Annotated in this window: 14 protein-coding genes; 1 reads left to right on the plus strand and 13 read right to left on the minus strand. The window is 60.9% G+C overall.

Translation table 11 applies throughout. The features are described from left to right. Positions 1-1,349: precorrin-3B C(17)-methyltransferase (cobJ, locus tag QN377_RS18180; protein WP_323567646.1), on the plus strand; the 1,349-nt coding region annotated here is incomplete at its 5' end. 81 nt (positions 1,350-1,430) lie between these two features. Here the strand turns inward: cobJ and QN377_RS18185 are convergent. From QN377_RS18185 to QN377_RS18245, 13 genes are all read right to left on the minus strand, one after another. Next, positions 1,431-2,027 carry a MarC family protein gene (locus tag QN377_RS18185; protein ID WP_095001023.1) on the minus strand — a complete coding sequence of 199 codons (597 nt, stop codon included), beginning with the start codon at positions 2,025-2,027 and terminating at the stop codon, positions 1,431-1,433. A gap of 58 nt (positions 2,028-2,085) precedes the next feature. Further along, on the minus strand, positions 2,086-4,866 hold the full coding sequence (locus QN377_RS18190) for a hybrid sensor histidine kinase/response regulator (RefSeq protein WP_095001024.1): 2,781 nt from the start codon (positions 4,864-4,866) through the stop codon (positions 2,086-2,088). A gap of 99 nt (positions 4,867-4,965) precedes the next feature. Continuing rightward, a complete protein-coding gene (gene purD, locus QN377_RS18195; RefSeq protein WP_095001025.1) occupies positions 4,966-6,264 on the minus strand; it encodes a phosphoribosylamine--glycine ligase in 1,299 nt (432 codons plus the stop codon). A gap of 183 nt (positions 6,265-6,447) precedes the next feature. Beyond that, complete coding sequence (purH, locus tag QN377_RS18200) at positions 6,448-8,055, minus strand: bifunctional phosphoribosylaminoimidazolecarboxamide formyltransferase/IMP cyclohydrolase (RefSeq protein WP_095019746.1); 1,608 nt, start codon at positions 8,053-8,055, stop codon at positions 6,448-6,450. 81 nt (positions 8,056-8,136) lie between these two features. Continuing rightward, the gene (gene fis, locus QN377_RS18205) at positions 8,137-8,457 is read right to left on the minus strand and encodes a DNA-binding transcriptional regulator Fis (RefSeq protein ID WP_003439210.1); all 321 of its coding nucleotides are present in this window, start codon (positions 8,455-8,457) and stop codon (positions 8,137-8,139) included. Then, positions 8,454-9,467, minus strand: a complete 1,014-nt coding sequence (gene dusB / locus QN377_RS18210; RefSeq protein ID WP_095001027.1) for a tRNA dihydrouridine synthase DusB — start codon at positions 9,465-9,467, stop codon at positions 8,454-8,456. The genes fis and dusB overlap by 4 nt, the downstream gene beginning before the upstream one ends. A 197-nt stretch (positions 9,468-9,664) precedes the next feature. After that, positions 9,665-10,918 carry a DUF3426 domain-containing protein gene (locus QN377_RS18215; protein WP_095020836.1) on the minus strand — a complete coding sequence of 418 codons (1,254 nt, stop codon included), beginning with the start codon at positions 10,916-10,918 and terminating at the stop codon, positions 9,665-9,667. A gap of 30 nt (positions 10,919-10,948) precedes the next feature. Continuing rightward, positions 10,949-11,827 (minus strand): 50S ribosomal protein L11 methyltransferase, encoded by an 879-nt coding sequence (prmA, locus tag QN377_RS18220; protein WP_095019748.1) that lies wholly within the window; start codon positions 11,825-11,827, stop codon positions 10,949-10,951. A gap of 272 nt (positions 11,828-12,099) precedes the next feature. Next, complete coding sequence (gene accC, locus QN377_RS18225; protein WP_095001029.1) at positions 12,100-13,458, minus strand: acetyl-CoA carboxylase biotin carboxylase subunit; 1,359 nt, start codon at positions 13,456-13,458, stop codon at positions 12,100-12,102. 17 nt (positions 13,459-13,475) lie between these two features. After that, positions 13,476-13,934 carry an acetyl-CoA carboxylase biotin carboxyl carrier protein gene (gene accB, locus QN377_RS18230; RefSeq protein ID WP_095001030.1) on the minus strand — a complete coding sequence of 153 codons (459 nt, stop codon included), beginning with the start codon at positions 13,932-13,934 and terminating at the stop codon, positions 13,476-13,478. A 25-nt stretch (positions 13,935-13,959) separates the two neighbouring features. Continuing rightward, positions 13,960-14,415 carry a type II 3-dehydroquinate dehydratase gene (gene aroQ / locus QN377_RS18235; RefSeq protein WP_048360251.1) on the minus strand — a complete coding sequence of 152 codons (456 nt, stop codon included), beginning with the start codon at positions 14,413-14,415 and terminating at the stop codon, positions 13,960-13,962. A gap of 130 nt (positions 14,416-14,545) precedes the next feature. Then, on the minus strand, positions 14,546-16,312 hold the full coding sequence (locus tag QN377_RS18240) for a protein-disulfide reductase DsbD (RefSeq protein ID WP_322214057.1): 1,767 nt from the start codon (positions 16,310-16,312) through the stop codon (positions 14,546-14,548). Positions 16,313-16,492: 180 nt separating this feature from the next. After that, positions 16,493-18,454, minus strand: a complete 1,962-nt coding sequence (locus tag QN377_RS18245; RefSeq protein ID WP_095019750.1) for a methyl-accepting chemotaxis protein — start codon at positions 18,452-18,454, stop codon at positions 16,493-16,495. Between the last annotated feature and the right edge of the window lie 79 nt (positions 18,455-18,533).

Below are 18,533 nucleotides of genomic sequence, written 5' to 3' on the forward strand. Positions count from 1 at the left end.
AGATGTGTATAAGAGACAGGGTCATTGCGGCGGGTCTGGGCATTGCTCCGGCGATCACCACCAGCGGCGAACTGCGCTTTGGCACCTGTCTGCTCAATCCGCCTGCGGGCTATGTGCTGGCCGATCTGGAGCTGGGCAAACGCTTTGTTTCGGACCTGCTGGCCGGCGAATCAGTGCGTATCGAAGGCGATGCGCCGTGGCTGGCGCGGGCGCAACTGCCCGAAAGCGGGCAGGCGCGTCTGGCGATCCATGTGGGCAGCGCCGAGCGTCTGCCAGCGACAGACGAGTTGCTGATTTATTCGCGCAATGTACTGGCGCAGGTGTGTGCCGAGGTTTCGCCACAGTCAATCCTCGAATCGTTGTACCAGGCCGGGCTGGCACGTCAGTCGCTGGCGTGCATCGTCGCACCGGAAACCTTGATGGCCAGTGCAGCGCTGCGTGAAACGGCCCTTGAGCTGGCGGTTCCGTTGCGGTTTGTGGGCAGCGATGCAGCGTTGCTGCCTGTTGCCTGGTGTGAACCGGGCAATGGCGTGGTGCTGGGTGTTGCCGCGGCGCCGCTGGAACCTGAAACGATTGGCCGGGCCCGTGGCCGTCTGGCTGTAATTGGCCTGGGCCCCGGCGCTGCCGAACTGATGGTGCCTGCGGTCAAGGCCGAGCTGGCGCGGGCCAATGATGTGCTGGGTTATGAAACCTATGTGCGTATGGCTGGCCCGTTCCGCGACGATCAGGTGATGCATTGCACCGATAACCGCGAAGAGATGCAGCGCGCCCGCCACGCCTTCGAGCTGGCGGCGCAGGGGCGTTCGGTGGTGGTGGTGTCTTCGGGGGACCCTGGGGTTTTTGCCATGGCCGCGGCCGTGCTCGAAGCCTTGCATGAGTCTGTGGACCCGCAGTGGCACAGCGTCGATCTGGAGATCCTGCCGGGTGTGTCAGCTTCACTGGCAACGGCCGCGCAGGCCGGGGCGCCGCTGGGGCATGACTTCTGCGTGATGTCGCTGTCGGACAACCTCAAGCCGTGGAGCATTATTGAGAAGCGTCTGGACCTGGCTTGCGAGGCGGATCTGGCGTTGGCGTTCTACAACCCGATTTCCCGTTCACGGCCATGGCAGCTGGGCGTTGCGCTGGATATCGTCAGGCGCCATCGCACGCCGCAAACGCCGGTGGTGCTGGGTCGTGACATTGGCCGTCCGGGCCAGACCCTGCGCACCCTGACCCTGGGCGAGTTGACCCCGGAGCAGGTGGATATGCGCACCATGGTGCTGGTGGGGTCGTCGACGACGTGCACCTTTGCCCGTGCTGACGGCATGCAATGGGTGTACACGCCGCGCTGGTATGGCGAAAAACCCTGAGCCCTGTGGGGGCGAGCCTGCTCGCGAAGCGGCTGTCAGAGCCTTTCGCGAGCAGGCTCGCTCCCACAGTTCTATGTGTTTTCAGGGGACCATATAGCCCCTGATCCCGGTAAAGATGATCTGGGCTGCAAGGGCGCAGACAAACAGGCCCATCAGGCGGCTGACGATCTGCAAACCCTGCTCACCGAGAATCCGTTCGATGCGGTTGGACAGGTAAAGCACCACGCCTACCGTCAGGCTGGCCAGGGCAATACTGACAATCGCCATTAGCTTGTCATCCCAGTGGGGCTGGCTGACACCCATGACCAGCAACGCACCGATCGTGCCGGGCCCGACAGTGAGCGGGATGGTCAAGGGCACAATCGTCACGTCCTGCTGCACATTGTCTGTTTGCACCGCAGACTTGCCTTGGGCCATGCCCAGCGCCGAGATAAACAGCACGCTGCCGGCACCGATGCGGAATGCATCGACGGTGATGCCGAAGACGCTGAAGATCGTGCGCCCGAACAGGTACAGCAATACACTGGAGATCAGCGTGGCCAGGGCCACTTTCCAGGCCAGCCGGCGGCGTTCCTTGTTCGAGTAACCCCGGGTCAGGCTGATAAAGCACGACAGCACGAAAAACGGGCTGTAAAGCACCAGCATCTTCAAGTACACACTGAACAGCACATGGAGCATGGTCTGAGCTCACATCGATAGGGGGCGCCGAAAGTCTATCAGGGGGATTGGCTGTCTGTTAGGACAGTTGCGTACGGGATTGACGCAGCTCACGTTGTTCGACCCAAAACTCCACCAGTTCGCGCAGTTGCGACAGTTCCACGGGTTTGGACATATGCCCGTCCATACCGGCCTGCCGGGCGCGTTCCTTGTGTTCGGTAAGGATGTGGGCGGTCAGGGCGACAACCGGAGTTCGTACCCGCTGGTGGCTGACTTCCCAGGCGCGCAACTGCTCGGTGGCGGAAAATCCGTCGAGTACCGGCATTTCACAGTCCATCAGCACCAGGTCATAGCGCTGGGTCTTCATCGCCTTGAGCGCTTCGGCACCATTGCAGGCCGTGTCCGGGTTCAGGTTGAGCTTGCCCAGCATGCCGCGGATAACCTTGGTCGAGATGTTGTTGTCTTCGGCCACCAGAATGCGGAAGTCGCCGGGCACGGAGACCGCAACGGCAGCGGGGCCATTGGCGGTGGTTTGTGCGGCGGCATGGCCTTTGTTGCGCTGGGTCAGTTCGTCCGCCAGGGTGGTCTTGAGGGTGTAGCCGGCCACCGGCTTGGCGAGGATGCGCTTGATCCCGCAGTTACGCGCAATGATCTTGCTAGGGGCATTACTGATACCGGTGAGCATGACCAGCAGGATGTCGTGATTGAGGCTCGGGTCTTCCTTGATCTTGGCGGCCAGTTGCATGCCGGTCATGCCGGGCATGTTCTGGTCCAGCAGGACAATGTCGAAGTAGTCACGCAAGTGCGCCTTGGTGCGCAGCAAGGCCAGGGCTTCCTTGCCCGAGGCGGCGGCGCTGACATTCAAGCCCCAGGCGGAGCATTGCTGCACCAGCACTTTGCGGCAGGTGTCGTTGTCGTCCACCACCAGTACCCGCGCGCCTTTGAGCGGGCTGTCGAGGTCCGAGGTGGGGTGTTCCAGGTGTTGCGGGTCCAGGGGCAGGGTCAGCCACAGGTTGCTGCCGGTGGTTTGACCGGACTTTATGCCGAATTCGCCGCCCATCAGCATGATCAGCTGGCGGGCGATCACCAGCCCCAGGTGGCCGCCCAGGCGGGTGGCGGCAAGGAAGTTCTTGCTGTGCAGTTCGGCATGCAATAGGGCGTCACGCTCCTGTTCATCCATCGGCTGGCCGGAGTCCTGGATGGCAATGCGCAAGCGTGGCGGGCCATTGCGCTCCTCAAGGGCCACGACGATCAGGATCTCACCCTCGTCGGTCTTTTTCAGGGAGCTTTCGAGCAGGCTGAGCAGGGTCTGGCGCAAGCGTGTGGGGTCGCCGCTGATCACCCGTGGCACTTGTGGCTGGATAAAGCTGATGAGTTCGACGTTCTGCTGTTCGGCCTTGGTGCGGAAGATGCTCAGGCAATCCTCGATCAGGGCATTGAGGTCGAACTGCACGTCATCCAGTTCGATCTGCCCTGACTCAAGCTTGGAGATGTCGAGGATTTCGTTGATCAGCGTCAGCAGCTCATTACCGGCGCTGTGGATGGTCTGTACGTAGTCGCGCTGCTTGACCGAAAGCGGTGTGCCCAGCAGCAGCTCGGTCATGCCCAGCACGCCGTTCATGGGGGTGCGGATTTCATGGCTGATCTTGGACAGGAACTCGGCCTTGGCATTGACTTCGGCCGTGCTGGCCGCCAGTTCGCGGCTGATGCTGAACTGGGCCTGGGTGATGCTGCGGTTGCGTTCGCTCAGGGCGAAGCTCATCAGCAAGCCGCTGATGCACACCACGCACATCAGCGCCAGCACCAGCTCCTGCGGTGCGATGAGGGTCAGGCCCAGCAGCGCCGGGAGAATCACCAGGGTGCCGATATTGAAAATCACCATCGCCATGGCAAACATGCGTGCCGGTTTGTAGCCCTTTTGCCAGTGGTAAACCGATACGGCCAGAATGCTGACACTTGCCAGTCCGACCAGGGCATAGGTAATGAGGTTTAGCGGCAGGTTGTCGATAAACAGCAGCAACAGGCCACCGAGGGCGATAATAAGAATGTCCAGCAGCAGCAGTTTGAGCAGCCGATGGGCACCGCGACTCGCGAAAAAACTATAGGTGAACATCAGCCCGCACGGGGCGGTCAGCAGCAGTGTCAGGTAGGCGCCCGGGGTTTGCAGGCTGTGCCACTGCCCCAGCCAGGGGTCGAGCAGGTTCAGGAACAACACTGAACTGGCCATGAGCAATGCTTCGCAGATCGCCAGCCACAGGCTGCTGGGTGAGCGGCTGAAGGCAAAGCGCACAATGTTGTGCAGCAACAGCATCGTCATGCAGCCCAGCAACAGGCCATAGAGCAGGGGCTTGCTCTGGCTGGCGGCCAGCATCACGGCAGTGTCGAGAGTAATGTGGGGGCGCAGCTGGTGGTCAGAGACCATGCGCAGGTAAACATCCAGCGGTTCGGCGCTTTGCGGCAGGGGCAGCAGGTAGTCACTGCTGGGCACCGGTTTGCGGTTGGTGGGCAATGCCGAGCCGGTGTTGATTTCGCTGATCAGTTTTTGATCATCGAATACATACATGTCCAGGCGCGCCAGGTCAGGGGCAAACAGCCGCAGGATCTGCTCGTGCTTGTCGGGTTGCAGGCGTACGCGCAGCCACAAGGCTTCGCCGGGTTCAGCAGCACCAATGCGGTCAAGGTCGACAGGGCTGAACTGGCTGGACAGGCGAGGGGAGCGTACATCGCTCAGTTGCAGGCTGGCCTGCGGGTCTGACAGAACAGACCAACTGGTCGCTGTAGCGGCTTGCGCAGGCATCATGCCAAGCACAGTGGCCAGTAGGGCGGCGGTAAAAGCTATGGCGATCCTGAGCCAGCGCACGGCGAAATCCCTTCATGGATTGAAGCTAGACGGTAACTATGCGCGGGCCTGGAACGGTTAGGCAAGGGCGCAGACGCCCCGCCTATCCGTATGGAGTGTTTACTCCTGAGGTTCACCACGTTCGCGAGCAATGGCACGGTAGCCGATATCGTTACGGTAGAAGCAACCCTCCCACTCGATGGCCTTGGCCAGCTCGTAAGCCTTGTGCTGTGCCGCTTCTACGGTGTCGCCCATGGCGGTTGCGCACAACACGCGCCCCCCCGAGGTCACCACCTCACCGGCTTGATTGAGTGCAGTACCGGCATGGAACACTTTGCCTTCCAGCTTGGCGGCTGCGTCCAGACCCTGGATAACAGTACCTTTGGCGTAATCGCCAGGGTAGCCGCCGGCGGCCAGCACGATACCCAGGCTCGGGCGCGGATCCCATTGCGCTTCAACCTTGTCCAGCGCTTGAGCCAGAGCCGCTTCAACCAGCAGCACCAGGCTCGATTGCAGGCGCAGCATCACCGGTTGGGTTTCCGGATCGCCGAAGCGGCAGTTGAACTCGATCACTTTCGGGTTACCGGCCTTGTCGATCATCAGCCCTGCGTACAGGAAACCGGTGTAGACGTTGCCTTCTTCGGCCATGCCACGCACGGTTGGCCAGATGACCAGGTCCATGACGCGCTGATGAACGTCAGCGGTGACCACCGGGGCAGGGGAGTAAGCGCCCATGCCTCCGGTGTTCGGGCCGGTGTCGCCGTCGCCGACACGCTTGTGGTCCTGGCTGGTGGCCATCGGCAATACGTTCTTGCCGTCGACCATCACGATAAAGCTGGCTTCTTCGCCGTCGAGGAACTCTTCGATCACCACGCGCGAACCGGCTTCGCCAAAGGCGTTGCCTGCGAGCATGTCACGCACGGCGTCTTCGGCTTCGGCCAGGGTCATGGCGACGATAACGCCTTTGCCGGCAGCCAGGCCATCAGCCTTGATCACGATCGGCGCGCCGACTTTCTGCAGGTAAGCCAGAGCCGGTTCGATTTCGGTGAAGTTCTGGTAGTCGGCGGTCGGGATCTTGTGACGCGCCAGGAAGTCTTTGGTGAACGCCTTGGAGCCTTCCAGCTGGGCAGCGCCAGCGGTCGGGCCGAAGCAGTCCAGGCCACGGGAGCGGAACAGGTCAACCACACCGGCAACCAGCGGGACTTCCGGGCCCACGATGGTCAGGGAAACGTTTTTCTCGGCAAAGTCTGCCAGTTGCTCAAGGGCCAGCACGTCGATGGCGACGTTCTCGCATTTGGCTTCAATGGCGGTGCCGGCGTTGCCCGGGGCAACGAATACTTTGGCGACACGTGGGTCCTGAGCTACTTTCCAGGCCAGTGCGTGTTCGCGGCCACCGCTGCCAATGATCAAAACATTCATTTCAAAAACCTCGGATGACGCTGAATTCTGATGAGCACCGCTGAGGTGCCTGAAGGCCGGGCTTTTGTGGGAGCCGGGCTTGCCCGCGATACAGGCACCTCGGTGTTTCAGACACTACCGAGGTGTTGCTGTCGCAGGCAAGTCAGCTCCCACAAAAGCCGGTGCCTACATGGGATCGTGCTGTTAGTGACGGAAGTGGCGCATGCCGGTGAACACCATGGCAATGCCCGCTTCGTCAGCGGCTGCAATCACTTCGTTGTCACGCATCGAGCCGCCTGGCTGGATCACGGCAGTGATACCGGCTTTGGCTGCGTTGTCGATGCCGTCACGGAACGGGAAGAATGCGTCCGATGCCATGACCGCGCCCTGCACTTGCAGGCCGGCGTGTTCAGCCTTGATCGCAGCGATACGGGCCGAGTTTACGCGGCTCATCTGGCCTGCGCCGACACCGATGGTCTGACGACCCTTGGCGTAAACAATGGCGTTGGATTTTACGTACTTGGCCACTTTCCAGGCAAAGATCAGGTCGTTGATCTCTTGCTCGCTCGGGGCGCGCTTGGTCACGACTTTCAGGTCTTCGCTGCCGATCATCTCGATGTCGCGGCTCTGTACCAGCAAACCGCCGTTAACGCGTTTGAAGTCCCAGGCCGGGGCGCGATCTTCGCTCCACTGGCCGCAGGCCAGCAGGCGCACGTTGGCTTTGGCGGCCACGATGGCGCGGGCTTCTTCGCTCACGGACGGGGCGATGATCACTTCAACGAACTGACGCTCGACAATGGCCTTGGCCGTTTCGGCGTCCAGCTCACGGTTGAAAGCGATAATGCCGCCGAAAGCCGACTCGGTATCCGTGGCGTATGCCAGCTCGTAGGCCTGGCGAATGCCGCCTTCGGCGTCCGGGCTGACGGCAACGCCGCACGGGTTGGCGTGCTTGACGATGACGCATGCCGGTTTGACAAAGCTTTTTACACATTCCAGCGCGGCATCGGTATCGGCCACGTTGTTGAACGACAGTTCCTTGCCTTGCAGCTGGGTTGCAGTGGCAATGCTGACTTCGGTCGGCTTGGCTTCAACGTAGAACGCCGCTTTCTGGTGCGGGTTCTCGCCGTAGCGCATTTCCTGGGCCTTGATGAACTGGCTGTTGAAGGTGCGCGGGAACAGGCCGCGGTCTTCGGTGCTCAGTGTTTCAGCGGCCTGGTTCACGGTGCCCAGGTAGTTGGCGATCATGCCGTCGTAGGCGGCAGTGTGTTCGAAGGCCTTGAGCATCAGGTCGAAACGCTGCGCGTAGGTCAGGCCGCCGGCCTTGAGGTTTTCCAGAACATTGGCGTAGTCGCTGGCATTGACCACGATGGCCACGTCTTTGTGGTTTTTCGCTGCCGAGCGAACCATGGTCGGGCCACCGATATCGATGTTCTCGATGGCAGTCGGCAGGTCGCAACCTGGTTTGGAGATGGTGGCTTCGAACGGGTAGAGGTTGACCGCGACCAGGTCGATCGGCTTGATGCCGTGCTCGTTCATGATGTCGTCGTCGATGCCGCGACGGCCCAGGATGCCGCCGTGGATTTTCGGATGCAGGGTTTTCACCCGACCGTCCATCATTTCTGCAAAGCCGGTGTAGTCCGCGACTTCAACAGCGGCCACACCGTTGTCTTGCAGCAGCTTGAAGGTACCGCCAGTGGACAGGATCTCGACGCCGAGGGCTTCCAGTTCACGGGCGAAATCAAGGATTCCGGTTTTGTCGGAAACGCTGATTAGAGCGCGGCGGATCGGCAGGCGGGTAGTCTGATCGGTCATCTCGATTTCCATCAAAAGCAAAGGAGTCAGCAAAAAAGGCGGCCTGTTTTATCAGGACGCCTTTCAGGTTTGATTGAATGCTTACAGCAGATCGTACTGTTTGAGCTTTTTGCGCAAGGTGCCGCGATTGAGGCCCAGCAGCTCGGAGGCCTTGGTCTGGTTGCCCTTGACGTAGTTCATGACGCACTCGAGAAGGGGAGCCTCGACTTCGGAAAGTACCAGGTTGTAGACGTCCGTGACTTCAGCGCCCTCCAGATGGGCGAAATAATTGTGCAGCGCCTTCTCGACACTCCCGCGAAGGGTCTGGCCTTCTTCGCTCGGTGTATTGAGGTGCTGTTTCAAGTTGACGTTGTCGCTCACGGGCGTTGTTCCACTCACTAATGTCTCGGTCATCATCGTCATGCGGCCACCCATCCTTCGTCCCCTGTCACCAGGCTCTTGTGTCGTTCGGCGAAAAACGCCTGAACGTTGGCGCATTGTGCTTCCGTATCTTCCAAACGATTGAAGTGGGCGCGAAACTCCTTGGCGCCCGGCAAGGTTGCCAGATACCACCCGACATGCTTACGGGCGATACGTACGCCCAGCACCTCCCCATAGAAGGTGTGCAATGCAGCCAGGTGCTCTAGCAGAATACGTTCCACTTCGATCATCTCCGGTGCCGGCAGCAGTTGCCCGGTACGCAGAAAGTGATCGACTTCGCGGAAAATCCAGGGCCGCCCCTGGGCCGCCCTGCCAATCAACAGTCCGTCAGCCCCGGTCGCGTTCAGCACGTGCAGGGCCTTTTGGGGTGAATCGATATCGCCGTTGGCAAACACCGGTATCGACACGGCCTGCTTGATCGCGGCAATGGTGTCGTACTCGGCATCACCGGTGTACAGGTCGGCACGGGTTCTGCCGTGCACCGCCAGTGCGCTGATCCCGGCTTGTTCGGCGATCTTTGCCACCGTGATGCCGTTCTTGTTGTCCCGGTCCCAGCCGGTGCGGATCTTCAGGGTAACCGGCACATCAACCGCAGCCACGACGGCCTGCAGGATCTCGTTTACCAGTGCTTCGTCTTTCAGCAACGCGGAGCCGGCGGCCTTGTTGCAGACCTTCTTTGCCGGGCAACCCATGTTGATATCAATAATCTGTGCGCCCAGCTCCACATTGGCTCTGGCGGCGTCTGCCAGCATTTGCGCATCACCGCCGGCGATCTGTACCGAGCGTGGCTCGGGATCACCGTCGTGAATCATGCGCAGGCGCGATTTGCGACTGTTCCAGAGACTCATGTCACTGGTGACCATTTCCGAAACAACCAGGCCTGCACCCATGCGTCGGCAAAGCTGACGAAAGGGCTGGTCGGTGACACCCGCCATGGGGGCGAGAATCAAACCGTTGTTCAATGTATATGGGCCGATGCGTACCGCCGACATAGGACTTCCCTGTTGTGGGGCCGGATCTTGGGAGTTCGAAAAAGGGTTGGCATGATACCCGCTCTCGATGACTGGTTAAAGCTGCAATTGAGTGAATTTTGAACAATAAGCAGCAAGTTTCAAGGGTCAAGCGGCAAGCCGGTGCGCTTTAAACGTGTCGGTTACAGCTTAAAGCTAGCAACTTGTGCGAAACCCGCTCATTCGGGCGAGTGAAAACTCAGGCTGTAGTTCACGGCCTTGGGGCCCGGGTCGAGGATGTCCAGAGCAATGTGGATAGGGGTTTGCGGTGGCATTTCGGCTTTGGCCAAGTCGCCGCTGAGGTATTCGCCAGGTTTAAACCGACGACTGGCGATCATTTTGCCGTTGAGATCGGCAAATCGCAGCTCCAGCAGCGGGAAGGGCTGAGAGAACGGTGCGCGATTGTAGAGGATTGCATCCACCACCAGCGCACCGGCGAATTCCGGATGACTGCGTACCACCAGATTGCTGCTCTTGATCCGGTCGATATCGACCTTGGAGGGCACCGTACAGCCGATCTGCGGGCACAGCTGCTGGAAGATCGGGCGGTACTGGTCCTGGCGTGCCAGTTCGTCGAAGTGGTTGGCAATGTACTGCCCGGCCAGTGCGGCTGCGGCCAGGAGTACCAGCAAGCTCCAGAGCAGGCGTTTGCCCCAGGGCGTACGGCGTTTTTGCCAGTCCAGCTGCAGCGGATCGTCCACCAGATCCATCAGCGGGTCTTCGCCCATGGCCGGTTCATTGCGTTTGCGTCTGTCCTTGCTGACGGGCGCAGGCTCAGGGAGTGCGTCGTCCTCGTCCTCGGTGGCAGACAGTCGTTCGCCTGTCAGCGGCGGTTCGAGGTCGTCGTCCAGGGAAAGCTGAAGCGGCGGGGTATCGTCGGGTTCATCGAGGTCCAGTGACAATGACGGCTCGGTGCGTCCGGTTTGCGCAATCTCGGCGGCTTGCCCGGCAACCTTGGCGGATTCGGCGCGGTCTGCCGCAGATTCGCTGAACAGGCTGTCTGACCACTCACCTTCTTCTGCGTCAGAGGTTTCGCGACGAGCGCTTAGCGACGTGGTTTTGGGCTTGTGCGGTTGGCCAAAGCTTTTGCTGGGCTGGATTTCACGCTCTTCGAGCTTGGCCAGTTCTTCGTCCAGATCCAGATGGTCGAGATCGATCGTGCTGGTCTGCCACGGTGCCGGGTTGACCGGCACGGTTGGGGCAGGTACTTCGACAGGGGCAGGTTCGATCACTTCGGGCGCGGCGACGACGGGCATCTCCACGGCGGGCGGCTGCCCTGTTTCAGTGCTCTGGTTCAGCAGCTGCTGCGCGGCATTGAACACTTGCAGGCAGGCGCCACAGCGCACCACACCGCGCGCCATGCCCAACTGGGCGTGGCTGACGCGAAAACTGGTCTGGCAATGTGGGCACTGGGTAACGAAGCTATCGCTCATGCGGCCATCCGGATTGGGCATGGTTTCATTCTAGCGCCGACGGCCGCTGATGCGCACCCAGCCATCGCGATTGGCAATCGGGTCCAGATCGAAGTCCTGGGCGTAAGCGGCGGCCACTTCTTCGCCCTGTTCGGCGAGGATGCCCGACAGTGCCAGGCGACCACCCGGTTTGACCAGGCTCGACAGTTGCGGGGCCAAAGCAACCAGTGGGCCGGCGAGGATGTTGGCGACCACGACATCGGCCTGCACTTGTGGCATGTCTTGCGGCAGGTACAGCGGGAACAGGGCCGGGTCGATGCCGTTGCGGTTGGCGTTGTCGCGTGAGGCTTCCAGCGCCTGCACGTCGATATCGGTGCCGACGGCTTCCTTGGCTCCCAGCAACAGGGCTGCGATGGCGAGGATGCCCGAGCCGCAGCCGAAGTCCAGTACGTTGCAGTCTTTCAGGTCCTGACCGTCCAGCCATTCCAGGCACAGGGCGGTGGTCGGGTGGGTGCCGGTGCCGAAAGCCAGGCCCGGATCGAGCAGCAGGTTGACGGCATCCGGCTCGGGAGCCGCGTGCCAGCTTGGCACGATCCACAGTCGCTGGCCAAAACGCATCGGGTGGAAATTGTCCATCCAGCTGCGTTCCCAGTCCTGGTCTTCGATCACTTCGGCGTGATGCTCAGGCAGTGGCGAACCGGTCAGCAGTTCCAGATGGGAGAGTACGAGTTCGGCTTCGGTGCCGCCTTCGAACAGTGCCAGCAAATGGGTGTGCGACCACAGCGGGGTGGTGTTGAGCTCAGGTTCGAAGATCGGTTGGTCTTCGGCGTCCATGAACGTAACCGAAACGGCACCGACTTCGAGGAACGCGTCTTCGTAGGTTTCGGCTTGTTCCGGGCTGATGGCGAGGCGTACTTGCAGCCAAGGCATGGCGGGCACCTTTGAAAAATTGGAGTGTGCAGCCGGTCGGGCCGCGAGAAGCGCGCAAGTTTACGCGAGCGTAGGCATGGGGGGTAATCAAAAAACGATGAATGCAACGGATCCCTGGTGGGAGCGAGCTTGCTCGCGATACAGGCGACCTGGTCTGGCAGGTTGGCCCGTGTGAGGCCACCGCGAGCAAGCCCGCTTCCACAAGGGCAGTTACCTGCCTTGCAGAAACAACAAAGCCGCTCGAAAGCGGCTTTGTTGATCAGAATACAAACTTACTGGTTAGCCAGTTTGTGTTCCAGGTAGTGAATGTTGACGCCGCCTTTGCAGAAGCCTTCGTCATTCACCAGATCACGGTGCAACGGGATGTTGGTTTTGATCCCGTCGACCACGATTTCGTCCAGGGCATTGCGCATGCGCGCCATGGCTTCGTCACGGGTCGAGCCCCAGGTGATCAGCTTGCCGATCAGGGAGTCGTAGTTGGACGGAACCTTGTAGCCGCTGTACAGGTGCGAATCGACGCGAACGCCGTTGCCGCCCGGAGCGTGGAAGTGCTTGACCATGCCAGGGCTCGGCATGAACGTCGCCGGGTCTTCCGCGTTGATCCGGCACTCCAGCGAGTGACCGTGAATGTTCACGTCAGCCTGGGTGAAGGACAGCTTGTTGCCGGCTGCGATGCTCAACATCTCTTTGAGGATGTCGATGCCAGTGACCATTTCGGACACCGGGTGCTCTACTTGCACACGAGTGTTCATCTCGATGAAGTAGAAACGACCGTTCTCGTACAGGAACTCGAAAGTACCCGCGCCGCGGTAGTTGATGTCCACGCAGGCCTGAACGCAACGTGCCAGAACTTCGGCGCGTGCGGTTTCGTCGATGCCCGGTGCCGGAGCTTCTTCCAGCACTTTCTGGTGACGACGTTGCAGCGAGCAATCGCGGTCGCCCAGGTGGATGGCATTGCCCTGGCCGTCGGAAATGACCTGAACTTCCACGTGACGCGGATTGGTCAGGTATTTCTCGAGATAGACCATCGGGTTGCTGAACCAGGCGCCGGCTTCTTCGCGGGTCTGCTTGGCAGCTTCGATCAGGTCTTCTTCACGGTGCACAACGCGCATGCCGCGACCACCACCGCCGCCAGCGGCCTTGATGATTACCGGATAGCCGACTTCACGGCCAATGCGCAATGCGGTTTCAGGGTCTTCCGGCAGCGGGCCGTCAGAACCTGGAACGGTCGGAACGCCTGCTGCGATCATGGCGTGCTTGGCCGATACCTTGTCGCCCATCAGGCGAATGGTGTCGGCTTTCGGGCCGATGAAGGCAAAACCGGATTTCTCGACCTGTTCGGCGAAGTCGGCGTTTTCAGCCAAAAAGCCGTAGCCCGGGTGAATCGCCGTGGCACCGGTCACTTCCGCGGCCGCGATGATGGCCGGAATGTGCAGGTAAGACAGGTTGGCCGGTGCCGGACCGATGCAGACGGTTTCGTCTGCCAGGCCCAGGTGCATCAGCTCTTTGTCGGCAGTGGAGTACACCGCGACAGTCTTGATCCCCATTTCCTTGCACGCCCGCAGGATGCGCAAAGCAATCTCGCCACGGTTGGCGATCAGGACTTTTTCCAGCTTCTGAGGCTTCAACATCGTTGGCTCCCCGTGGTTCAAACGATGGTGAACAGCGGTTGGTCGAATTCAACCGGCTGACCGTTTTCTACCAGGATGGATTCGATAACACCGGCTTTTTCGGCGGTGATGTGGTTCATCATTTTCATCGCTTCCACGATGCAAATGGTGTCGCCGACCTTGACGGTCTGGCCCACTTCAACGAAGGCAGGCGAGGTAGGCGCCGGGGTGCGGTAGAAGGTACCGACCATTGGCGACTTGACCACAAAACCGTTCAGTTTCGGTGCAGCAGGCGCTTCGGTCACGGTGGCAACCGGGGCAACAGCCACTGGCGCTGCAGCAGGCGCTTGCATTGGGGCTGGCGCGTAGTACTGCTGGGCAGGTGTCTTGCTGTGACGGCTGATACGTACGGACTCTTCGCCTTCTTTGATTTCCAGCTCGTCGATGCCGGACTCTTCCAGCAGCTCGATCAGTTTCTTAACTTTACGGATATCCATGAATCGTCAACTCCCAATGGGTCGGTCAGGGGCGTTTAGCTTGTAGTTCAAGCTGTTCCAGGGCGGCCTCCAAGGCCAGTCGATAACCGCTGGCGCCAAGGCCGCAGATCACACCTACCGCAACGTCGGAGAAGTAGGAGTGATGGCGGAAAGGTTCGCGTTTGTGCACGTTAGACAAATGCACTTCGATGAATGGGATGCTCACCGCCAGCAGCGCGTCACGTAATGCCACGCTGGTGTGGGTAAAGGCCGCCGGGTTGATCAGAATAAAATCCACCCCTTCGTTGCGGGCAGCGTGTACGCGGTCGATCAATTCATACTCGGCGTTGCTTTGCAGGTAGAGCAAATGGTGGCCGGCATCACGGGCCCTTTGTTCCAGATCCTGATTGATTTGCGCCAGGGTGGTAGCGCCGTAGACGCCCGGCTCGCGGGTGCCGAGCAGGTTCAGGTTGGGGCCGTGTAGTACCAGGAAAGTCGCCATCTGCTGTTCCTTATTATCTGTGTGCAGTTGTCAGTGCCGGGCGACTATGCCGAAAAGCGGATTCGCTGTCCAGTTAACTGCAATAGCCAGCACGATGACCGATGTTCGCGAAAAGTTTGTGACTGAGGCTCTAGATCTGGTCATTCGCGATCGCAACACGTTCGGCGAAGTCCGCGGCATTGATCTCGCCGATGACCCGTTGGTCACTTATTTCGGCTCCCTCCTTGCCGAAGAACATCAGTGCCGGAGGGCCGAACAATTTGTAGTGATCGAGCAGGGCGCGTTGTTCGGCATTGCTGGCAGTCATATCGAAACGCACCAGTCGGTAACCCTTGAGCAGATCCAGCACCCTGGGGTTATTCAGCACCTCATGTTCGATCACTTTGCAACTGATGCACCAGTCTGCGTACCAGTCCAGCAACAGTGGTTGCCCAGCGGCTTTGGCCTGGGCCAGTGCGCTGTCCAGTTCGGCCGGGGTGCTGACAGTGAGCCATTGGCCTGCTGGTACTGCAGAACCATTTGCGGCGCTGGCAACCGGTTGGGAATGGCCGATGGGGTTGAGCGGATCGCTCTGACCGCTCAGGGCGCCAAACCAGCAGGCCAGGGCATAGACCAGTAAAAACAGGCCCAGCAGTTGAGCCAGACGCTGGCGCGGGGCTTTGCTGGTGAACTCGAGGGTGCCAAGGAACAAACTGACACCCGCCGCCAGCGCGCCGATCAGCAGCAGCGTGACCGGCCCGGGCAGCACGCGGCTGAGCAGGCCGATTGCCAGGCCGAGCAGCAGTACGCCAATCGCGTTTTTCACACTGACCAGCCACGGTCCGCTTTTTGGCAGCCAGGCCGCACCACCGGTTGCGACCAACAGCAACGGTGCGCCCATCCCCAGGCCCAGGGCGAACAGCTTCAAGCCGCCACCCAGCGCATCGCCACTGGCGCTGATGTACAGCAGCGCCCCGGCCAGCGGCGCCGATACACAAGGAGAAACCAGCAGGCTGGAGACCACGCCCAGCACCGCCGCGCCCCACAGCGAGCCACCCTGGGTGCGATTGGCGACACGGTCGAGGCGATTGCTGATGGCTTGCGGCAGTTTCAGTTCAAATACACCGAACATGGCGAGGGCGAAAATGGCGAAGAACAGCGCGAAAGGCACCAGCACCCACACCGATTGCAAACGTGCCTGCAAATTGAGTTGCGCACCGAACATGCCCATCAAGGCGCCCAGCAGGGCAAAGCAGGCCGCCATCGGCAGCACGTAGGCCAGCGACAGGCTGAAACCGCGCAGCCCGCCCACCTGGCCGCGCAACACCACGCCCGACAGAATCGGCAGCATCGGCAGTACGCAGGGAGTAAATGTCAGGCCCAGGCCGGCCAGGAAAAACAGCGCCAGTTCGCGCCAGTTCCACGCGGTTGCCGGTTCGCCGGTGCTGGTGGCTGTGCCGCCATCGATGCTCAGGCGCTCGGTTTCCGGCGGGTAGCACAGGCCCTTGTCGGCACAGCCCTGGTAGGTGACCACCAGGGTGAAGGAGCGCTGGTCTTTGGCCGGGCGCGGGATATCGACGTCAAGAATGCCGTGATAGACCTCGACATCGCCAAAGTACTCATCGTGTTTGGCTTCGCCGGGGGGCAGTTGCGCGGTGCCCAGGGCGATATCGGCGGGTTCGGTCTTGAAGGCGAACTTGTGCCGGTACAGGTAATAGCCTTCGGTGGGCACGAAGCGCAGCTTGATCGACTCGGGTGTGCTGCTGATGAGGTTGAGCTTGAAGGCTTCGCGTACTGGCAGAAAGTCGCTGCTGTTGTTGATGGCGCCCAGGGTTGCGCTGGGGCGGTTATCCAGCAAGCCCGCGCCCATGGCAGGCACGGCAAACAGCAGACACAGGAGCAAAAGCAGGCGGCGCATAGGAATCTCGCAAAGCAAACGTGCGGGCATGATAGCGCGGTGCATGGATTGGGTGCAGCAACCCCTGTTGTAGGCGGAAGTTGTGGGAGCGGGCTTGCTCGCGATGCGGGCGGCACGGTCTGCCTGTATGACCGCAGTGATGCAATCGCGGGCAAGCCCGCTCCCACAGGGTGTGCGGGGTTACACCCGGAAGGCCTGTACCGCGGTGTTGAGCTGCGAGCCCAGTTCGAGCAATTGCTGGCTTTGGTCGCGGGCAATGCCGATACGTTGCAGGTTTTCGTCGCCCAGTACGTGAATCCGTTCACCGTGATCGCGGATCTCACCGACCGCCCCCGTCTGCTGCGCGGTAACGTCGGCGATGCGTACGGCGGTAGTGGAGATGGTGGCAATCGCCCCGACAATTTCATCCAGTGCCCCATCTGCGTCCTGGGCTTGCTGGGCGGTGGCCCGGGCGTGGGTCACTTGTGCGCGGATGCCCTCAACCGATTGGCGGGCGGCCAGTTGCAGGCCGCCAATCAGGGTCTGGATTTCGTTGGTCGCGCCTGCGGTGCGCTGTGCCAGCGAGCGCACTTCTTCCGCGACCACGGCAAAGCCGCGGCCCATTTCACCGGCGCGGGCCGCTTCGATAGCGGCATTCAGGGCCAGCAGGTTGGTCTGGTCGGCAATCGATCGAATCACCGTCAACACGCCACCGATGGTGGCCGACTCTTCGGCCAGGCGTTCGATGGTTTGCGCGTTACCTTGTACTTCACCGACCAGGGCATGCAGCCCGGTCAGGCTCTGGCCAATCACCCGTTGCCCCTGGGCCACCGCAAGGCCGGCACTGCGGCTGGCATCGGCAGCCTGGCTGGCGTCGCCCGCCACCTGGGAAATGGTGGCCTCCAGCTCACCCAGCGCGTCGCGGATTTGTGCGCTATCGCCGGCCTGGCGCTCGGCGCCGCTATGCAGTCCGGAGCTCAGCTCGGCCAGGGTCCGGCTGCTGCCGGCCACTTGCTCGGCATTCAGGCGCAAGGTGCCCACCAGGTTCACCAGATAGCTGCGCAGGCGGTTTAGTGACGCCTCGATATCACGCAATTCCCGGTTGGTTTTACCCAATTGAATGTCGCGGCTGAAATCACCTTCGGCCCAGGTCGACAGCAGCGGTGCAAGGTAGGTCAGTACCCGCGCCAGTTTGCGCTGCAAGGTGTCGATCAGGAGTGCGATCAACAGGATAAGGCCAATCATCAGGCCCTGGATCAGCCGCACTTCATTCTGGATTTGCCCGTGTTCGGCGCGCACAACGGGCTCCAGCCCGGCAATGGCCTGCTGTACGGCGTTGAGCTTGAGGTGGGTGGCGGCGCTGAGCTGGCTGCGTTGTTCGATCTGGTCCCGGGTGCGCTTGAGTTCTGCGGGGTAGCGGCTTAGCAGGCTGTTAAGTTCGCGCTTGAGAGCAATTCCTGCATCTTCGGCTTGGGTTGTTTCGGTGGGATCAAGGCCCATCATCGCAGCAAAATCATCGGTGCCCGAGGCACTTTTACTGCTCACGCCCAGCAGGGGCAGGGCGTCGATTTGCCTGGCCTGGAGCTCAATGCTGTCCAGCTCACGTTCCACATCGCCGGCCAGTTCACTGCGTCCGCTACTGACCAGTTTTTCGCGGGCGAGGGACAGCTTAGCCAGGTGTTGCGAGGCAGTAAACAGCTGGGGCAGATAAGCGCGGGCCTCGTTGGAAGTGGCGTCACTGGCATATTGGCCGAGTTGTTCCAGGCCGGCGCTCAGCTCGCGTTCGGCCTGTAGCAGTAAGGCCTGGGGGTCGCCGGCCAGTTTGCCAGCGGCCAGCAGTTCGGAATTGCTGTAGGTGCTGAGGTTTTCCAGGCTGGGGCGCAGTGCATCGGCCAGTGCGGGCGGCAAAGGAGTGAGTTCGCTTTTGAGAGTGTCGAGGGCGCTGTTGGCATCACTCAGGCGCAGGGCGTCACCGCTGGCCAGGTAGTCCTCGATATTGCGTGCCACTGTGTTGTGGAACTGCTGCGAAAGGCTCAAGTAGCGTTCCATCAGCAAAAATGGGCGTTCCAGGGCCTGTTGTGACCACCACAAGGTTGCACCCAGCGCGAGGCACACGGCGACCAGCAATAGCGTGTTGAGGTTGGTTAGCAGCTTGAGGCGCATGTGGGATTTTGCCTACTACACAGTCAGAAGCGGCAAAAGTTATTGCACTTAAGTTACAGCGTTGTGACGAAAACTCGGG

It is taken from the genome of Pseudomonas sp. CCC4.1, from assembly GCF_035019225.1.
Lineage (GTDB): Bacteria > Pseudomonadota > Gammaproteobacteria > Pseudomonadales > Pseudomonadaceae > Aquipseudomonas > Aquipseudomonas bubulae.